Raw genomic sequence first — 17,863 nt, 5'->3', positions numbered from 1 at the left:
GCACCTGCAGCACCCGCCGCCGCTGCTCCGGCCACCGCCGCGGCCCCGGCGCCCGCACCGGCCGCGGCCGCCACCGTCGCCGCCGTCCAGCCCGCAGCCGGCGTCAACACCTTCAACCGCCTGCTGCGCCCGACGCTGCGCAACCGCGCGCCGGCCGAGGACGGCATCCACGACCCGGCCAACGACGGCACGATGGCCCTGCAGCCGCCCGCCACCGCATTCACCGAGCTCGCCCGCAGCAACGCCGGCAACCGCGTGGACTGGGTCAAGTCGCTGCGCGAAGGCAAGATCGCGCCGCGCGCGGACCGCGCCGACCCGAAGGTCGCGCCGGCAGTGATGGACCTCAACATCGTGCGCGAGGTGAAGGGCTCGATGCCCGACGTGGTGTACCCGCACAAGCAGCACACCGAGTGGCTGGACTGCTCCAACTGCCACCCGGCCATCTTCAAGCCGCAGAAGGGCGCCAACCAGATCAGCATGGCGGGCATCCTGCTCGGCCAGCAGTGCGGCGTGTGCCACGGCAAGGTCGCCTTCCCGGTGTCCGAATGCCGCCTGTGCCACTCCAAGCCGAAGGCCACCGCCACCGCCGGCGCGCCGGAAGCGCCGCCGCGCCCGTAGGAGGCTGCATGGGCCGCTTGTTCCTCACCCCCGCCGCGCTGGTGCTGGCCTCGGCGCAACTCGCCTGGGCGCAGGACGCCGCGCCGCAGCACCCGGCCTTCCGTGAAGCCGGCCGCCAGGTCTCGCCGCAGCAGGTCGAGCAGAAGCTCGCGATGCTCGAGCGCATGCTGAACCACTCGCCGCTGGCCGCGCGCATCGCCAACGGCCAGAGCGAAGAGGCGCGCCAGCATTTCGGCCGCGCGCGCGACCTGGTTCATCACGCCCGACGCGTCAACGGCGAAGGCGACACCCGCGCCGCCGACACCCTGCTGAACGAGGCCATCGCCGCCGTCAGCAAGGCGCAGCAGCTCGTGCCCGATCCCGGCGTGCAGCAGGCGGCCGAGCGCGCCCGCTACGCGCAGCTGGAAGACAGCGTGGCGGCGCTGCGCCGCACGGCGCAGATCGCGCTGCCCAACGCCCAGCCGGCCAGGAAGGCCGAGAGCGAGCAGGCGCTGCGTGCCGCCGAGGCGCTGGTCGAGCAGGCCGTGGCCGAGGCCAAGGCCGACAAGTACATCGAGGCCAACCGCACGCTCAACCGCGCGCTCATGATGCTGCTCAACGACGCTTCGCAGCGCCTGGCCGGCCAGACCATCGTCTACGACCACCGCTTCGCCAGCCGGCGTGAGGAGTTCGATTTCGAGCTGGAGCGCCACCGCAGCCTGGAACGGCTGGTGCCGCTGGCGCTGCTGGAATTCCGCCCCTCGCCCGAGGCGCGCGCGCTGGTGGACCGCCACGTCGGGCAGGCCCGCGAACTGCGCGAACGCGGCGAGGCGCAATTCGCCCGCGATCCGACCGCGGCCCTCCACGATCTCGCGGAGGCGACCGAGATCCTGCGCCGTGCCCTGCAGGCCGCCGGACTCGCCGTTCCGCAATCCATGAGCACGCAATGAACAAGATTCCCGTTTCCCGGACCTTGCGCGCCGTCGTCTCGGCGATGTGCCTGTGCATCTCCTTCGCGGCCGCCGCGCAGGCGCGCGTCACGCCGGACCGCGAGCAGCTCGAACGCAAGCTCGGCTCCACCGCGACCCTGATCGAATCCTCCACCGCCGCGAAGCAGATCGAGGCGAGCGGCAGCAAGGAAGCCGCCGGCCGGCGCGCCCAGGCGCGCGAGCTGCATTCCAAGGCCGGCGAGGCCCTGCGCGCCGGCGACCTCGAAGGCAGCTCGAAGCTGCTGGACGAATCCTCGCGCGCCTTCATCGACGCCGTGCGGCTGGCCAAGCCGGACCAGATCGCCGACGCCAAGCAGCGCAACGACTACCAGGCCCGCGCCGATTCCACCCGCGCCCTGCTCGATGCGCAGAAGCGCATCGCGGCGGAGAAGAAGGACGCCCGCGCCGGCGAGACCACGCGCCAGGTCGAAGGCCTGATCGCCGAGGCCGAGCGCCAGGCCCAGGGGGGCCGCCTGCCGGAAGCCAAGCGCACGATCGACCAGGCCTACCTCACGGTGAAGGCGGCGATCGGCTCCATGCGCGGCGGCGAGACGGTGGTGCGCTCGCTCAACTTCGCCACGCCGGTGGAGGAATACCACTACGAGATCGACCGCAACGACACCCACCGCATGCTGGTGGACATGCTGCTGAAGGAAAAGCGCGCCGACGCGATGGTGGACCAGGCCGTGGCCGCCTCGGCGCAGCTGCGCGCCCGGGCCGAGGCCGAAGCGGCCCGCAAGGAGCATCCGGCCGCCATCAAGACGCTGGAAGAATCCACCCGCGAACTGGTGAAGGCGATCCGCGCCGCGGGCGTGTACATCCCGGGGTGACGATGGTCCGGCGCGCGCTGCTGCTCGTGCTGCTGGCCGGCCTGTGCGCGCTGGCGCTGGCGGCCGGCCAGAAGTGGCTCGCGATCGCCAAGGACGACCTGCACGATCCGCAAAGCCCCGCCGTCGGCGTGCTGCAGGAGCCGGCCGAGGCGCTGGGCGCGCTGAGCGCGCTGGCGCCGGACGCCGTGGGCAACCAGGTGCGCTGGGTGCGCGCGCTCGACCAGGGCGCCATCCAGCCGCGCACCAACATCCTGCCCGAGACCAAGGTCAACCTGCGCACCACCGAGGTCCTGCTGGTCAACACGGCCCACCTCGGGATGGTGAAGTTTCCGCACCGCCAGCACACGGCCTGGCTCGATTGCAGCAACTGCCACGGCAACGGCCTGTTCGAGCAGAAGGCCGGCGCCACGAAGATCGGCATGCTGCGGGTGCTGGCGGGCGAGAAGTGCGGCCTGTGCCACGGCGCCGTCGCCTTCCCGCTCACCGAATGCGACCGCTGCCACAGCGTGCAGCGGGGCAGCCCCGAGCACGCGGCCTTCAACGGCGCGCTGGTGCGCGAGGGGGTCACCAAATGAAACTCCTGCCCTGCGCGCTGGTCCTGGCGCTGGGCCTTCTTGCCGCCGTCCCCGCGCAGGCGGAATATGGCGACGTGGTGCTCGATCGCAGCTCCACCAGGCAGGGCATGCGCGCCGTGGTATTCCCCCACTGGTTCCACCGGATCCGCTTTCGCTGCAAGGTGTGCCACTCCGAACTGGGTTTCAAGATGCGGGCCGGGGCCAACTACGTGCAGATGAACGACATCGTCAACGGCAAGTTCTGCGGCATGTGCCACAACGGGCAGATCGCCTGGTCGCCCGACCGGTGCGACCTGTGCCACTCGGCCAGGAAGGGCGTGAAACCGGGCATCTACGGCTCCTCCGAAACGACGGGGCCGTCGCGATGGTGAGCCGCGGCTGGACGCGCCGTTCCTTCGCGCTGGGCATCGCCGCCCTGGCCGGCTGCGCGCTGGAGGAAGGCGAGGTGCGCCGCCTGCCGCCCGAGCCGGGCAACGCGGTGCTGCGGCCCTGGCTCACGCTCACCGGCGGCTGGCGCGTCGATTCCGCTTCGCCGCTGCAGCTGCAGCGCCCCGCCGGCGGGCGCGTCAACTTCATCCAGCCGGTCGGCGTGACGGCGCGCAACGACGTCCTGCTCGTGGCCGACGCCGGCGCCCGCGTGATCTGGCGCTACGACCGCGCCCGCGACGGCATCGCGCAGTTCGCGGCCTTCACCGGCGGCGTGCCCGAGGCCGGTGCCTCGCTGCAGCTGGGCAACGATTTCAGCGCCTGGGTGGCGCAGCCCGCCGACCATGCGGTGGTGCAGTACGACCTGCGCGGCCGGCCGGTGCGGCGCTGGGCCAGCGAGCCCGACGCGCCGCGGCCGGTGGCGGTGGTGGTGCCCGAGGACCGCTCCGAGATCCTGGTGGGCGACGGCGCCACGGCGCGCGTGATCGTGTTCGACCCGCTCGGCCGCCCGCGCGAGGTGCTGGGCGGCACGCGTCCCGGCGTGCTGCAGAGCGTGGCCGCGATGGCGCTGGGCCCGCGCGGGCTCTACGTGCTGGACCGGATCGCGCAGCAGGTCGTGGTGCTGGACCGCCGCGGAGCGCCGGTCGAGGTGATCGGCGAGCACCAGCTGGTGCAGCCGCGCGCGCTGGCCGTCGATGCCAGCGGCCGGGTGTTCGTGAGCGACGAGATGGAGCAGCGCATCAAGGTGTTCCGCGACGGCAAGCTGCTGGCGAGCGTCGGCGGCCAGGGCAACGGGCCGGGGCGCTTCGGCCGCATCGAGGCCATGGCGCTGGACGGCAACCTGCTGTACGTGGCCGACAGCCTCAACGCCCGGGTGGAGGTGCTGCTGGTCTCGCCGCCCTCGATGGAAACGCCGGAGCCGCCGCGATGACGCGCCTGCCGGCCGCCTGCCTCGCGCTGCTGCTCGCGGCCTGCGCCAGCGAGCCCATGGTGATGCGGCTGGAGCCGCCCACCGGCGCGGCCTCGCGCCTGTTCCCGCCGCCCGAGACGCAGGAGGTGCCGCGCTACCGCTTCGTCGGCGAGCTGCGCGGCGAGACCAACTTCAGCCCGCGCGACGGCAGCCGCAGCGTCGGGCGCAGCCTGTTCGCCCTGATCGCCGGCCTCGACGCCACGCCGCAGCAGCCGCTGATGCTGGTGCGCCCGCAAAGCGGCGTGGTCGACCGCCAGGGCCGCGTGCTGGTCACCGACGTCGGCCGGGCCGCGATCATGGTGTTCGACGAGGCCAACGGCAAGCTGCAGGTGTGGGAGAAGGCCAACCGCAGCACCCACTTCGCGTCGCCGATCGCCATCGCGCTGGGCCGCGAGGGCGAGCTGCTGGTCACCGACTCCGACCTCGCGCGGGTATTCCGCCTCGCGCCCGACGGCGCGCCGCGGGGCGAATTCGGCGCCGGCCTGCTGCAGCGCCCCACCGGCATCGCGCGCGACGCCGCCCGCGGCCGCATCTACGTGGCCGACAGCCACGGGCACGACATCAAGGTGTTCGACGACGCCGGCCGCCATCTCGCCACCTGGGGCACGCGCGGCGACGCGCCGGGCGAACTGAACTACCCCACCCACCTGGCGCTCAGCGACGGCGTGCTGCTGGTGGCCGACTCCATGAACGCCCGCATCCAGGGCTTCGATGCCGAAGGCAAGCTGGTGCTGCGCTTCGGCCAGCGGGGGCTCTACGTGGGCAACCTGGTGCGGCCCAAGGGCGTCGCGGCGGACGACGAGGGCAACCTCTACGTGGTGGAATCCATGCACGACACGTTGCTGGTGTACGACCGGGGCGGCCGGCTGCTGATGCCGCTGGGGGGCACCGACAGCAGCGGCGGCAGCCGCTTCCACCTGCCCGCCGGCGTCTGGGTCGATGCGCGCAACCGCGTGTACGTGGCCGACATGTTCAACGCCCGGGTGGCGGTGTTCCAGTTCCTCGGAGGCAACTAGAAGAATGACAGCCCGCCGGCTCGCCGCCATCCTCGTCCTCGCCCTGCTGGCACTGGCGGCCTGGCTGGCTCCCCCCCGACTTGCGTCGGCGGCCAAGGTCTCGGACATCGCCAACACCAAGCACAACCTGTCCAAGACCGGCCCCGGCACCGTCAAGGCGACCACGGAGACGCAGATCTGCGTCTTCTGCCACACGCCGCACAGCGCCGACACCCAGCTCGCCGCGCCGCTGTGGAACCGGAAGTTGAGCAACGCCACCTACTCGGCCACCTACAGCTCCAGCTCCATCGAGGCCAACGTGGACGAGCTGTCCAAGGGGCCCGGCGGGTTGTCGCGCCTGTGCCTGTCCTGCCACGACGGCACGATGGCGATCGGCAACGTGAACGTCCTCAACGGCCAGGCCAATCCGAGCATCGCGCTCGGCGGCACCGGCCCCGGCGGCGTGATGCCGCCCGGCGCGGGCGCCACCACCGGCTTCACGCGCAGCCTCGGCACCGACCTGAGCAACGACCACCCGATCTCCTTCACCTACGACGCCACGCTCGCCAATGCCGACGGCGAGCTGCGCACGCCCGATGGCACCAACGTCGGCACCCGCACGCGCGGCCAGGCCAGGCCCAAGCTGCCGCTGGAGAACGGCCAGCTGCAGTGCACCACCTGCCACGACCCGCACCTGAAGGAGACCGATCCCACCAAGGGCGCGGCCAAGTTCCTGCGCCTGAACCGGCTGCAGGAATCGACGCCGGCCGGCGGCCTGTTCTCGGAGAACGGCGACATCCTCTGCCTGGCCTGCCACGACAAGGCCGGCCAGGAATGGGCGCTGTCGGCCCACGCCAATCCGCTGGTGGCGGACGAGAAGTTCCTCGACGCCGCCGCCAACACGCGCGAGTTCCCGCTCGGCCTGCCGGTGTGGCGCGCCGCCTGCATGAGCTGCCACGACACGCACACGGTGCAGGGCGCGCGGCGGCTGCTGCGCGAGGGCACCGACAGCCCCGCCAGTCCCAAGGCCGGCGGCAACTCGGCGATCGAGGAGACCTGCTACCAGTGCCATGCGGCCACGGGGCAGACGATCCTGCAGACCGTCACCCAGGTGCCCGACGTCAAGAGCGACTTCGCGCTCGGGCGGCGGATGCCGATCACGCTGGCCGACCAGAAGTCGAGCGCCGAGGTGCACGACATCGGCACCGGCGCCGGCACCGGCGAAGTCCAGCGCGGGCGCGACTTCTTCGAGGACCCAGCCCTGCTCGGGCGCGCCGGCCCGGCCAACCGGCACGTCGAGTGCACCGACTGTCACAACCCGCACCGCGTGATCAAGAACCGGCTGTTCAACGCCAGCGCGGCCGCCCCCGATGCGGCCGGCACCCACAGCCACGCCTCGACCCACTCCAACCTGGCCTCCGGCGTGCTGCGCGGCAGCCACGGCGTGGAGCCGCAGTACGGCGGCGCCGCCTTCGGCACGCCGGCCGCCTCGTACCTGGTCAAGCGCGGCGTGCCCGGCGCCGGCACCGACCCGGTCGCCAGCACCTACGTGACGCGCGAGTACCAGGTCTGCCTGAAGTGCCACTCCACCTATGCCTACACCACGCCGCCCAACCTGGGCAACTCCGGTGGCGGCACGCCCACGGGCACCAACGGCCTGACCCAGTACACCGACCAGGCGATGGAATTCCAGGCGCCGCCCGGCCACGCCGGCGAGCTGACCACCGCCGACTCCGGCGCCTTCTCCGGCCGGCCGCCCGGCCAGACCTACAGCGTCAACTTCCAGACCAACAACCACCGCGCCTGGCACCCGGTGATGCGCTCCACCGGCCGCTCCAACGCGATCCGCACCACCACCACCGCCTCCTGGCGCGCGCCCTGGAACGGCGCCAACGACGCCGGAACGCAGACCATGTACTGCAGCGACTGCCACGGTTCCAACACCGCCGCCGACACCGTGGTGCCGGCCGGCGGCGAGGACGGCAGCCCCTGGGGGCCGCACGGCTCGACCAACAACTTCATCCTGAAAGGCACGTGGGACCAGAACAGCGGCAGCGGCGCGGCCAACATGCTGTGCTTCAAGTGCCACGACGCCAACACCTACAGCACGAAGAACGGCGGCGGCGGCACCGGCTTCTTCGGCGGCGGCCGCGGCAACCTGCACGCCTACCACACCGACAAGATCGGCCGCATCCGCTGCACCTGGTGCCACGTGGCGGTGCCGCACGGCTGGAAGAACAAGGCCTTCCTGGTCAACCTCAACGACGTCGGCCCCGAGGCGGGGCTGGCGCCGGGAACGCAGGTGCGCACCGGCACCACCGCTGCCTACTCCAAGGCGCCCTACTACCTCAATGCGGTGCTCAAGGTGCGCACCTTCGCCCGCAGCGGCCAGTGGAGCGACACCAACTGCGGCTCCGCCGGCGCGCCCGGCAACGGCCAGAGCGGCCGCGACTGGATGCGCGACTCCAGCGAGAACTGCCAGAACGCGCCCTGACCGCCATGCGCCGTTTCGTCCGCATCCTGGCCGGCACCCGCCTCACCATGGCGGGCTTCGCCCTGCTCGCGGCCGGCACGCTCGCGGCCTACAACCTGGCCGACGCGCCGGTGTGGTGGATGGTGGCGCCGCTGGCGCTGCTGGCGCTGAACCTGGCGGCGGCCATCGTGCTGCGGCCGGCGCTGCGCAGCGGCGGCCTGGGGCTGTTCCACGTCGCCCTGCTCGCAGGCCTGCTGGTGGCCGGCTGGGGGCGCCTGACGCACCTGGACGGGCGGGTCGAAGTCACCGAAGGCGCACCGCTCGATGCCGCGCAGGTGGAGGTCACGGCCGCCGGGCCCTGGAACGACGGCGCCTGGCGCCGCGTGGAGTTCCTGCAGGGCAGCTGGGAGGTCGACTACGCGCCCGGCGTGCGGCGCGGCCACACCCGCAGCACGGTGTGGCTGCCCGGGGAGCGCGAGCCGCGCACCGTCGGCGACGACACGCCCCTGGTGCTGGCCGGCTACCGCTTCTACACCACCTCCAACAAGGGCTTCGCCCCGGTGGTGAGCTGGCAGCGGGAGGGCGAAGAGGCGGTGGCCGGCGCCCTGCACATGCCCTCCTACCCGGTGCAGGACTGGAACCAGGCCAACGCCTGGACCGCCCCGGACGGCCAGGCGCTCAAGTTCTGGCTGCGCATCGAGCAGGCGATCCCGGAGCACAGCGCCTGGACGCTGGCCGCCCGCACCATCCCGGCGACGCTGGTGGTGGAGGCGCAGGGGCAAAGGCATGAACTGCGCCCCGGCGACGCGATCCGCACCGGCAGCGCCACCCTGCGCTACGAGCGCCTGAGCGGCTGGATGGGCTACCGCATCTTCTACGACCCGACCCTGCTGCCCTTGCTGGCCATCGCGCTGGCGGGCATCGCGGGGCTGGCGTGGCACCTGTGGGCTTCTCCATCCTTCCCGCGCATGCGGGAATCCAGCGGCGCGGCCCTGGGTCCCCGCCTGCGCGGGGACGACACAACCGGAGCGACGCCATGAACACGCCGCCGCCTTTCGAATACACCTGGTTCTGCGCCGGCGCCGTGCTGGTCGGGCTGGCGGCGCTGCTGGCGTGGCGGCGCAGCCTGGTGGCGGTCGGCGGCCCGGCCGGCCTCGCGGCTCGCTTGGCCCCGCGGCCGGCCCTGCTGGTGGACCTGGCGCTGGCGGCCCTCGCCACCGGCATCGCGCTGCGCTGGCTGCGGCTGGGCCACGGCCCCTTCCTGAACATGTTCGAGATCCTGGCCAGCAGCCTGGTGAGCCTGGGCCTGGCCTGGCGCATCGCGCACTGGCGCCTGCCCGCGGTGCGCGAGAGCGCCCCGGTGGCGCTGGGCCTGCTGGCGGTGATGGCCGCCTGGCTGCTCACGGTGGATCCCGTGGACACCCACCGGCCCGCCACCTACGAGATGGGCATCATGTGGTTCCACATCCTGCTCGGGAAGATCTTCCTCGGTTGCGCGCTGGTGGCCACGGCGCTGGCCGGGGTGATCCTGGCCCGCGCCGGCGCCTGGGGCCGCACCCGCTTCCAGCGCATGCCCGCCGACGCCACCCTCGACGCCCTGGCCTGGCGCCTGATGCTGGCGGCACTGGTGTTCGAGAGCCTGATGCTGGTGGCCGGCGCCGTCTGGGCCCAGGACGCCTGGGGCCGCTTCTGGGCCTGGGATCCGCTGGAGACCTGGGCCTTCGTCACCTGGCTGGCGCTCTCCGCCGCCGTGCACGCCCGCCTCGCCTGGCGGCTCGGCCCGCGCGCCGGCGCGCTGATGATCGTGGCCGTCTTCGTCCTCGCCTTCCTCACCTTCTTCGGGGTGCCCTTCGTCACCCTGGCGCCGCACAAGGGAGCGGTATGAACAAGCCCAAGTACACGCTGATCGCGACGATCCTGATCCTGGCGCTGGCCCTGGTCGCCGGCCTGGTCAAGTGGGCCAGCGAGCCCGCCGCGGTGGGCCGGCTGGAGCACCAGCGCCAGATGCAGCAGCGCGAGGTCCAGCAGCGCTTCGAGCAGGCCGTCGTGATGCTCCACGCCAAGCAGTACGACCACGCGATCACCGCCCTGCACCGGGTGCTGGAGATCGCCCCGCGCATGCCAGAGGCGCACGTCAACATGGGCTATGCCCTGCTCGGCCTCGCCCAGCCCGAGGCCGCCCGCGGCTTCTTCAACGCCGCCATCGAGCTCAATCCGCGCCAGGCCAATGCCTACTACGGCCTCGCGCTGACGGAAGAGGCCCGGCAGGACTACGAGGGCGCGCTCGGTGCCATGCGCACCTTCCTGCACTTCGCCCGCGCCGACGACCCCTACCGCGCCAAGGCCCGCTCCGCGTTGTGGGAGTGGGAAGAAAAGCTCGGCCGGCACGCGCCCAAGCCCTAGTCCGCATAGGCCTCTTCCGGGCAGGGACTTCTTCCTGTTTCCGGGAACCGCAGGCGCCCGCCTCCTGCGCACGGGAAGGTTTCGGCCGTTTCCACCGTTGCGCGGGGCTCTCCGGGCTGGCACGCTCCGTGCACCCAGGGCCTCCGGAGGAGCCCTGCCTTGACCGTCCTGCCGTCCGTGTCCGCCGCCTGCCCGAACCGCGCCCTGCGCGGCCTCGTGCGCGCTCTCGGCCTGGCCGCAATCCTGCTGGCAGCGCTCGCGGCGACGATCGGCTGGCGCTCGATGGAACCTTTGGCCGATTACACGATCGTTTACGTGCACGTGCCTGCCGCCTGGCTGTCGCTGCTGCTGTACGGCGTGGCCGTGGCGGCCGCAGCCGACCACCTGCTCGGGCCCGCCCGGCTGCCTGTGGGCACCCTCCCGGCCCTCGCGCCGGTGGGCGCCGCGGCCTCGATCGTGGCCCTCTGCACCGGCCTGGCCAGCCAGCAAGCACAGGGAAGCTGGTGGGCACTTGATGCACGTCTGGTGACCGAGCTGGTGCTTTTGCTACTCTTCGCCGGGCTGATGGCGTTGCGCAGGGGTCTGGAGGAGCCGGAACGTGCGCAGCGCGCCGGGGCCGTGCTGGTACTGACCGGCGCCCTGAACATTCCCATCGTCTATCTTTCGGTGGATTGGTGGCACGGCCTGCACGAGCGCGCCGCCGCAAGCGTCGCCGGCTCGTCCCTGGTCACCGGGGTCATGGCCCTGATGACGCTGGCGTCCTGCTTCTATGCGGGCGCCGTGGTGCTCGCGCGCCTGGAAGCCTTCACGCGAGAGCGTGATCGCGAACCCGGCGGGCGGGATTTCGGATCGGCCCGTGCGGAGGGCGGCAGCGCCCGCAAGCCGGCCAAGGAGTAATGATGATCGGTGAAATCGGCCACTTCTGCCTCATCGTCGCGCTGATGCTGGCGCTGGCGCAAGGCATCCTGCCCCTGATGGGCGCGGCCAGGGGGCGGGCCGCCTGGATGGCCGTGGCGCAACCCGCGGCCCAGGGGCAACTGCTGTTCGTGGCCATCGCGTTCGTGCTGCTCACGGTGGCCTTCGTGAACAACGACTTCAGCATCCTGGTGGTGGCGCAGCACTCCAACACCCAGCTGCCCACGCCCTACCGCATCGCGGCGGTGTGGGGCGGCCACGAGGGCTCGATGCTGCTGTGGGTGCTGATGCTGGGGCTGTGGGGCCTGGCGGTGTCCGTCTTCAGCAACCGGCTGCCTTCGGTGTTCGTCGCCCGGGTGCTGGGCGTGATGGGGCTGATCGCCTCCGGCTTCCTCGGCTTCCTTCTGTTCACGTCCAACCCCTTCGAGCGGCTGCTGCCGGCGGCGGCGGAAGGCCGTGACCTGAACCCGCTGCTGCAGGACCCCGGCATGGTGATCCACCCGCCCATGCTCTACATGGGCTACGTGGGCTTCTCGGTGGCCTTCGCCTTCGCGATCTCCGCGCTGCTCTCGGGCCGGCTCGACGCCACCTGGGCCCGCTGGTCGCGTCCGTGGACCACGGTCGCCTGGATGTTCCTGACGCTGGGCATCGCGATCGGCAGCTGGTGGGCCTACTACGAGCTGGGCTGGGGCGGCTGGTGGTTCTGGGATCCGGTGGAGAACGCTTCCTTCCTGCCCTGGCTGGTGGGCACGGCGCTGATCCACTCGCTGGCCGTGACGGAAAAGCGCGGCGTGTTCCGCTCCTGGACGGTGCTGCTGGCGATCTTCGCCTTCTCCTTCAGCCTGCTGGGCACCTTCCTGGTCCGCTCCGGCGTGCTGACCTCCGTGCACGCGTTCGCCACCGATCCGAAGCGCGGCATCTACATCCTGGGCTTCCTGGTGCTGGTGGTGGGCGGCTCGCTGTCGCTGTTCGCGGCCCGCGCCCCCAAGGTGGGCCTGGGCGGCGGCTTCGCCACCATCTCGCGCGAATCGATGCTGCTGGTGAACAACGTGCTGCTCGCCGTGGCCGCCGCCAGCGTGATGCTGGGCACGCTCTATCCGCTGCTGCTCGACTCGCTCAACCTCGGCAAGATCTCCGTCGGCCCGCCCTACTTCGAGGCCGTGTTCGTGCCGCTGATGGCGCCCGCCGTCTTCCTGATGGGGATCGGCCCGCTGGCGCGCTGGCGCGAGGCCTCGCTGCCGGACCTCACCAGGCGGCTGGCCGGCGCGATCGCCGCCGCCGTCGTGGCCGCGGGCGTCTCGCTGGCTGCAGGCGGTTCGCTGCTCGCCTCCTTCGGCATCCTGCTGGCGGCCTGGATCGTCGGCACCACGGTCGTGACGCTGCTGGAGCGCACCCGCAACGCGGGCGGCAACGTGCTGCAGCGCCTGGCCCGCGCGCCGCGCCTGCTGCCGCGCGCCGAGTGGGGCATGATCCTCGCGCACCTGGGCGTCGGCGTGTTCATCTTCGGCGTCACCATGGTCAAGGCCTGGGAAGCCGAGAAGGACGTGAAGATGTCCCCCGGCACCAGCGCCACCCTGGGCGGCTACACCTTCCGCATGGAAAGCATGGGCGAGTACACCGGCCCCAACTACATCGCGTTGAAGGCCGTGGTCAAGGTCACGAAGGGCGAGCGCCTGGTCGAGACCATGTACCCCGAGAAGCGCCTCTACACGGCCTCGCAGATGCCGATGACCGAAGCGGCGATCGACACCGGCCTCACGCGCGACCTCTACGTCTCCATCGGCGAGGCGATCGAGGACAACGCGTTCGCCGTGCGCCTGCAGGTCAAGCCCTTCGTCGACTGGATCTGGGGCGGCGCCTTCATCATGGCCCTGGGCGGCCTGCTCGCCGCCACCGACCGCCGCTACCGGCTGGCGAAGGAAGAGAAGAAGCGCGCCGCGGTCGGCCTCGCGGGAGCGAAGGCATGAGGCTGAAACACCTTCTCCGCCTGCTGGTCGTGCTGCTCGCCGTGGCCTTCGCCGTGCTGGCCGCGCGCGCGGCCGAGGCGCCCGACGTCGCCGAGGACCCCGCGCTCGAGAAGCGCGTCAACGACATCGGCCTGGAACTGCGCTGTCTCGTGTGCCAGAACCAGACCATCGCCGACTCGCACGCCGGCCTGGCCATCGACCTGAAGAACCAGATCCGCGAACAGCTCAAGGCCGGCAAGACCGACCGCCAGATCCTCGACTTCATGGTGGAGCGCTACGGCGACTTCGTCCTCTACAAGCCGCCGGTGAAGGCGACCACCCTCCTGCTGTGGGTCGGCCCGTTCGCGCTGATGGCCATCGGCCTCGGCGTCGCCGTGCTGATCGTGCGCCGCCGCGGCCAGCACGCGGCCGAAGCGCCCCAACTCACCGAAGAACAGCGCCGCAAGGCCGCCCGACTGCTCGCCGACGAGCCGGAGACCCGTTCATGACCATCGCTTTCTGGGCCAGCGCCGTCCTGCTGCTCGCCGGCGCGCTGCTGTTCGTGCTGCCGCCGCTGCTGCGCCCCGCCAAGACCCGCGCCGGGCTCTCGCCCATGGCCGCCTACCGGGACCAGCGCGCGCAGGTCGATGCCGAATTCGCGCAGGGCACCCTCACCAGGGAGCAGCACGAACAGGCACTCGCGGAGCTGGAAGCCCGCGTCATCGAGGAAGTGGGCGACGTCGGCACCGACAAGCCGGTGCAGCAGAAGCCCCAATCGAAGGCCTTCGTCGGCACCATCGCCGCCCTGATCCCGATCGGCGCGCTGGCGGTCTACGCCGTGCTGGGCAACCCCGCCGCCCTGCGGCCCGCCGCCGAGCAGCAGGCCGCCGGCGGCGACTCGCCGCACGAGATGTCGCAGGAGCAGATGGAGGGCCTGGTGCAGGCCCTGGCCGAGAAGCTGAAGCAGAACCCCAACGACGCCACCGGCTGGACCATGCTGGCGCGCTCCTACGTGGTGTTCCAGCGCCTGCCCGAAGCCGCGCAGGCCTACGACAAGGCCTATCAGCTCAATCGCACCGATCCCAACCTGCTGGCGGATTACGCCGACGTGCTGGCCATGGTCAACGGCCGCAGCCTCGACGGCCGGCCCGAGCAGTTGGTGAAGGAGGCGCTCAAGCTCGATCCGCAGCACCAGAAGTCGCTCTCGCTGGCCGGCACCGCCGCGTTCAACCGCGGCGACTTCCTCGGCGCCGCCGAATGGTGGAAGAAGCTGCTGGCCACCGTGCCCCCGGGCTCGCAGCCGGCCGCCACCGTGCAGGCCAACATCGACCAGGCGCTGGCCGAAGCGGGCCGCTCGGGACAGCCGGTGCCGGGCCACGCCAACGTCGCCGGCGCGCCGACCGACAAGCCCGCCGCCGCCGCATCCTCCGGCCAGGCAGTGGAAGGCAGCGTGAGCATTGCCGACGCGGTGAAGGCCAACGTGCCCGCGGGCGCCACCTTGTACGTCTACGCCCGCCCGGCCGACGGCGGCCGCATGCCGCTGGCGATCCTGCGCGCGCCGGCCGACAAGTTCCCGCTGCAGTTCAAGCTCGACGACTCGATGGCGATGTCGCCCGAGGCCCGCATCTCGCTGCGCGACCAGGTGCAGCTGGTGGCCCGGATTTCCAAGAGCGGCAACGCCATGCCGCAGCCGGGCGACCTGACCGGCACCATCGGCCCGGTGAAGGTCGGCGCCAAGGACGCGAAGCTCGTCATCACCGAGGTCGTGAAGTGAAGCGGCGGGCCGCGATCGCATCCGCGTTCGCTGCCTGCCTCAGCGGCTGCGGCCGCTCTCCCGCCACCGGCCACCGACCCCGCTGGCCGGAACTGGAAGTGACGGAGCTGAGCGGCCAGCCCGCCACCCTGCCTGCCACCAGTGCGCAGGCCCGCATCGTGAACCTCTGGGCGCTGTGGTGCGCCCCCTGCCGCGCCGAACTGCCGGCGCTCGAGCGGCTGGGCCTCGCCCTGGCCGCGCGCGGTGTGCAGGTCGCCGCCATCGCACTGGCCGACGACGTGTTCGCCGTGCGCGAGTACCTGTCCGAGCGCGCGGCGCGCCTGCGCGGCGCGGTGCTCGCGACCCGCGCGCCGGCCGTGAAGCAGCTCGGGCTCGATGCCCTGCCCCAGACCTTCGTCGTCGCGCGCGACGGCGGCGTGCTGGCCTGCTGGGTCGGCGCGCGCGACTGGGATGCCGCGCCCGTGCGGGCCCGGCTCGATCGCGTGCTCGAGGACGCCTGACGCCATGGTCACCGCCGCCCCGCTCCCGGAACTCGCCGGGGCCCTGCCTTCTTCGCCGGCGCCGCAACGGCCGCGCCGCATGTCGCTGCGCGCCACCGGCATGCTGGCGATCCTGGCGCTGATCGCCCTGGCCACCGTGATGGTGGCCTCGGCCTTCCTGTTCCGCGGCGCCGTGCAGTCGCACCTGGAGGCGCTGGAGGCCGCCCACGGCCGCTACGAGAGCCTGCTGGAGGAGCGCCAGGCGCAGCTGCGCGCCGGCGCCGACGTGCAGGCCGTGGACCTGCGGCTGCGCACCGCCTTCGAGGAGCGCGTGGCGCACCTGAACGCCACCCGCCACTTCATCGACGGCAGCACGGTCACCATCGCCACGCTGGCCTGGATCGGCATCACCTCGATCGGCGCGCTGGCGCTGCTGTTCTTCGCCCGGCTGGCCGGCGACATCGACACGGTGCGCGCCCGCGCCCAGGCCATCGTCACCGGCGACCGCAGCCTCGGCAAGCCGCTGGCCCGGCGCGACGAACTGCGCGAGCTCGGCGACGCGGTCGACAACCTGGCGGGCGCGCTGGCCAAGCGCGAACGCGACCTGGCGGTGGAACGCCGCCACGTGATGCACCAGGAGAAGCTGGCCACCATCGGCTCCATGGCCGCCGGCGTGATCCGCGAGATCGGCAACCCGATCGCCGCCATCGACGGCTATGCCCGCGCGCTGCTGGAGACGCACGGCCCCTGCCCGCCGGCGGTGGAAGAGAACTGCGTCAAGCCGATCCTGCACGAGACGGCCAGGCTGATCGCCATCACGCGCGAGATCAACCGGCTGGCCGCCGCGCCGGCCGCGCAGTGGCAGCTCGCCAGCCTCAACGAGATCGTGACCCAGGGCCTCGCGCTGCTGCGCTACGAGCCGCGGCTGGAAGGCGTGCTGGTGCAGACCGAGCTCGATCCCCTGCTGCCGGCGGTGGACTGCTGTGCCGACCGGCTGGTTCAGTTGCTGATCAACCTCGTGATCAACGCGGCCGACGCCACCCACGGCTTGCCCGCCCACACGGCGCGGCTGGAGATCGCCACCCGCACCGTCGAGGGCGGCATCGAGCTGCGGGTGGAAGACAACGGCTGCGGCTTCAGCCAGGAGGTGCTGCAGCGCGCCTTCGATCCCCTGTTCACGACCAAGCCCGCCGGCAAGGGAACCGGCCTCGGGCTGCCGCTGTGCCGGGCGATCGCCGAGGAACACGGCGGCCGCATCGCGCTGGAAGGCCTGCCCCGGGGCGGCGCCCGTGCCACGCTCTGGCTGCCCGCGGCGCGCGGCTAAGCACAGCTGACGGCGGCGTTCCCCCGGGCGCGTCCCGGGGTGGACCGCGGGGTGCACGCCGCTACACTCCCGGCATGAGCTCCTCGCTGCAGATCCTGGTCATCGACGACGAGCCGGCGATCCGCCAGATCCTCGCCGCGAGCCTCACGCGCGCCGGCCACACCGTCGAGACGGCGGGCAGCGGCCGCGAGGGCCTCATGCGCCTGGCCAAGGGCGACGTCGAAGTGGCCCTGTGCGACATCAACATGCCGGACCTGACCGGCATCGAGGTGGTGCGCGAAGCCGGCAAGGGCGGCCTGGACACCACCTTCATCATGATGACCGCCTTCTCCTCGGTGGACACCGCGGTGGAGGCGATGAAGGCCGGCGCCACGGACTACATGATCAAGCCGCTGCGCTCCGAGGAGCTGCTGCAGCGGCTGGCGCAGATCGCCGACCTGCGCGGCCTGCGCGGCGAGAACGAGGCGCTGCGCAAGCTGGTGGTGGGCCGCAGCGACGACCGCTGCCCCTCCGTGTCGCCGGCGATGAAGCAGCTCGATCGCCTGATCGCCAAGGTGGCGCCCACCGACAGCACCGTGCTGATCACCGGCGAGAGCGGCACCGGCAAGGGCGTCACGGCGCGCTCGATCCACCAGCAAAGCCAGCGCGCCGGCGCGCCCTTCATCCCGGTGAACTGCGGCGCGATTCCCGAGAACCTGCTGGAAAGCGAATTCTTCGGCCACGTGCGCGGGGCCTTCACGGGCGCCGACCGGGCCCGCAAGGGCCTGTTCCTGGAAGCCGACCGCGGCACCATCTTCCTGGACGAGATCGGGGAGCTGCCGCTGGAGCTGCAGGTCAAGCTGCTGCACGTGCTGGAGGCGCGCGAGATCCGGCCGCTGGGCAGCGAGCAGGTGCGCAAGGTCAACGTGCGCATCGTCGCGGCCACCAACCGCGACCTGAAGCAGATGGTGGCCGAGGGCCGCTTCCGCGAGGACCTGTACTTCCGCATCAGCGGCTTCCACGTCACCGTGCCGCCGCTGCGCGAGCGGCGCGAGGACATCCCGGCGCTGCTGCGCTACCTGCTGGCGCGCGGCGGCGAGCGCTTCGGGGTGGCCGGCAAGCTCACGCTGGAGCCGGAGGCCGAGGAAATCCTGGTGAGCTACGACTGGCCGGGCAACGTGCGCGAGC

At 72.1% G+C, this 17,863-nt stretch carries 18 protein-coding genes; all 18 read left to right on the top strand.

Annotation, left to right across the window (positions count from 1 at the left end):
- Positions 1-618: c(7)-type cytochrome triheme domain-containing protein (locus VFM98_RS07425; RefSeq protein WP_325109272.1), on the top strand; the 618-nt coding region annotated here is incomplete at its 5' end.
- 8 nt (positions 619-626) lie between these two features.
- Complete coding sequence (locus VFM98_RS07420) at positions 627-1,547, top strand: hypothetical protein (protein ID WP_325109271.1); 921 nt, start codon at positions 627-629, stop codon at positions 1,545-1,547.
- Positions 1,544-2,416 (top strand): hypothetical protein, encoded by an 873-nt coding sequence (locus VFM98_RS07415; protein ID WP_325109270.1) that lies wholly within the window; start codon positions 1,544-1,546, stop codon positions 2,414-2,416. Before VFM98_RS07420 ends, VFM98_RS07415 begins: the two co-directional genes overlap by 4 nt.
- 2 nt (positions 2,417-2,418) lie before the next feature.
- Positions 2,419-2,991, top strand: a complete 573-nt coding sequence (locus VFM98_RS07410) for a c(7)-type cytochrome triheme domain-containing protein (RefSeq protein ID WP_325109273.1) — start codon at positions 2,419-2,421, stop codon at positions 2,989-2,991.
- On the top strand, positions 2,988-3,362 hold the full coding sequence (locus VFM98_RS07405; protein ID WP_325109269.1) for a c(7)-type cytochrome triheme domain-containing protein: 375 nt from the start codon (positions 2,988-2,990) through the stop codon (positions 3,360-3,362). Before VFM98_RS07410 ends, VFM98_RS07405 begins: the two co-directional genes overlap by 4 nt.
- A complete protein-coding gene (locus VFM98_RS07400) occupies positions 3,356-4,348 on the top strand; it encodes a hypothetical protein (RefSeq protein WP_325109268.1) in 993 nt (330 codons plus the stop codon). The genes VFM98_RS07405 and VFM98_RS07400 overlap by 7 nt, the downstream gene beginning before the upstream one ends.
- Entirely contained in the window at positions 4,345-5,403 is a 1,059-nt protein-coding gene (locus tag VFM98_RS07395; RefSeq protein ID WP_325109267.1) for a 6-bladed beta-propeller, read from the top strand. Before VFM98_RS07400 ends, VFM98_RS07395 begins: the two co-directional genes overlap by 4 nt.
- A 4-nt stretch (positions 5,404-5,407) precedes the next feature.
- Positions 5,408-7,876: a cytochrome c3 family protein gene (locus VFM98_RS07390; RefSeq protein ID WP_325109266.1), complete on the top strand. Its 2,469-nt coding sequence runs from the start codon at positions 5,408-5,410 to the stop codon at positions 7,874-7,876.
- Positions 7,877-7,881: 5 nt separating this feature from the next.
- Positions 7,882-8,895, top strand: coding sequence for a hypothetical protein (locus VFM98_RS07385; RefSeq protein WP_325109265.1), 1,014 nt, complete (start codon positions 7,882-7,884; stop codon positions 8,893-8,895).
- Positions 8,892-9,740, top strand: coding sequence for a cytochrome c biogenesis protein (locus VFM98_RS07380; protein ID WP_325109264.1), 849 nt, complete (start codon positions 8,892-8,894; stop codon positions 9,738-9,740). Before VFM98_RS07385 ends, VFM98_RS07380 begins: the two co-directional genes overlap by 4 nt.
- Positions 9,737-10,258 carry a tetratricopeptide repeat protein gene (locus tag VFM98_RS07375; RefSeq protein WP_325109263.1) on the top strand — a complete coding sequence of 174 codons (522 nt, stop codon included), beginning with the start codon at positions 9,737-9,739 and terminating at the stop codon, positions 10,256-10,258. The genes VFM98_RS07380 and VFM98_RS07375 overlap by 4 nt, the downstream gene beginning before the upstream one ends.
- A gap of 159 nt (positions 10,259-10,417) precedes the next feature.
- Positions 10,418-11,155 carry a cytochrome c biogenesis protein gene (locus VFM98_RS07370; RefSeq protein WP_325109262.1) on the top strand — a complete coding sequence of 246 codons (738 nt, stop codon included), beginning with the start codon at positions 10,418-10,420 and terminating at the stop codon, positions 11,153-11,155.
- A 2-nt stretch (positions 11,156-11,157) separates the two neighbouring features.
- Complete coding sequence (locus VFM98_RS07365) at positions 11,158-13,140, top strand: heme lyase CcmF/NrfE family subunit (RefSeq protein ID WP_325109261.1); 1,983 nt, start codon at positions 11,158-11,160, stop codon at positions 13,138-13,140.
- Complete coding sequence (locus VFM98_RS07360; RefSeq protein WP_325109260.1) at positions 13,137-13,628, top strand: cytochrome c-type biogenesis protein; 492 nt, start codon at positions 13,137-13,139, stop codon at positions 13,626-13,628. Before VFM98_RS07365 ends, VFM98_RS07360 begins: the two co-directional genes overlap by 4 nt.
- Complete coding sequence (gene ccmI / locus VFM98_RS07355; protein ID WP_325109259.1) at positions 13,625-14,893, top strand: c-type cytochrome biogenesis protein CcmI; 1,269 nt, start codon at positions 13,625-13,627, stop codon at positions 14,891-14,893. The genes VFM98_RS07360 and ccmI overlap by 4 nt, the downstream gene beginning before the upstream one ends.
- Positions 14,894-14,991: 98 nt before the next feature.
- The gene (locus VFM98_RS07350; RefSeq protein WP_325109258.1) at positions 14,992-15,393 is read left to right on the top strand and encodes a TlpA disulfide reductase family protein; all 402 of its coding nucleotides are present in this window, start codon (positions 14,992-14,994) and stop codon (positions 15,391-15,393) included.
- Between the two features lie 4 nt (positions 15,394-15,397).
- Positions 15,398-16,696, top strand: a complete 1,299-nt coding sequence (locus VFM98_RS07345) for a sensor histidine kinase (RefSeq protein ID WP_325109257.1) — start codon at positions 15,398-15,400, stop codon at positions 16,694-16,696.
- Between the two features lie 74 nt (positions 16,697-16,770).
- Positions 16,771-17,863, top strand: a 1,093-nt coding sequence (locus VFM98_RS07340; RefSeq protein ID WP_325109256.1) for a sigma-54 dependent transcriptional regulator, incomplete at its 3' end; no start/stop codon positions are given.

Source organism: Ramlibacter sp., assembly GCF_035706265.1.
Taxonomy (GTDB): domain Bacteria; phylum Pseudomonadota; class Gammaproteobacteria; order Burkholderiales; family Burkholderiaceae_C; genus Ramlibacter.
Note: the sequence above shows the minus strand (reverse complement) of the source record. Positions and strands in the feature narration are given on the sequence as shown.

Coding starts and splice junctions, on each gene's coding strand:
- VFM98_RS07420 (WP_325109271.1), top strand. CDS start 627: ATGGGCCGCTTGTTCCTCACCCCCGCCGCGCTGGTGCTGGCCTCGGCG.
- VFM98_RS07395 (WP_325109267.1), top strand. CDS start 4,345: ATGACGCGCCTGCCGGCCGCCTGCCTCGCGCTGCTGCTCGCGGCCTGC.
- VFM98_RS07415 (WP_325109270.1), top strand. CDS start 1,544: ATGAACAAGATTCCCGTTTCCCGGACCTTGCGCGCCGTCGTCTCGGCG.
- VFM98_RS07345 (WP_325109257.1), top strand. CDS start 15,398: ATGGTCACCGCCGCCCCGCTCCCGGAACTCGCCGGGGCCCTGCCTTCT.
- VFM98_RS07385 (WP_325109265.1), top strand. CDS start 7,882: ATGCGCCGTTTCGTCCGCATCCTGGCCGGCACCCGCCTCACCATGGCG.
- VFM98_RS07390 (WP_325109266.1), top strand. CDS start 5,408: ATGACAGCCCGCCGGCTCGCCGCCATCCTCGTCCTCGCCCTGCTGGCA.
- VFM98_RS07360 (WP_325109260.1), top strand. CDS start 13,137: ATGAGGCTGAAACACCTTCTCCGCCTGCTGGTCGTGCTGCTCGCCGTG.
- VFM98_RS07405 (WP_325109269.1), top strand. CDS start 2,988: ATGAAACTCCTGCCCTGCGCGCTGGTCCTGGCGCTGGGCCTTCTTGCC.
- VFM98_RS07400 (WP_325109268.1), top strand. CDS start 3,356: ATGGTGAGCCGCGGCTGGACGCGCCGTTCCTTCGCGCTGGGCATCGCC.
- ccmI (WP_325109259.1), top strand. CDS start 13,625: ATGACCATCGCTTTCTGGGCCAGCGCCGTCCTGCTGCTCGCCGGCGCG.
- VFM98_RS07410 (WP_325109273.1), top strand. CDS start 2,419: ATGGTCCGGCGCGCGCTGCTGCTCGTGCTGCTGGCCGGCCTGTGCGCG.
- VFM98_RS07380 (WP_325109264.1), top strand. CDS start 8,892: ATGAACACGCCGCCGCCTTTCGAATACACCTGGTTCTGCGCCGGCGCC.
- VFM98_RS07365 (WP_325109261.1), top strand. CDS start 11,158: ATGATCGGTGAAATCGGCCACTTCTGCCTCATCGTCGCGCTGATGCTG.
- VFM98_RS07375 (WP_325109263.1), top strand. CDS start 9,737: ATGAACAAGCCCAAGTACACGCTGATCGCGACGATCCTGATCCTGGCG.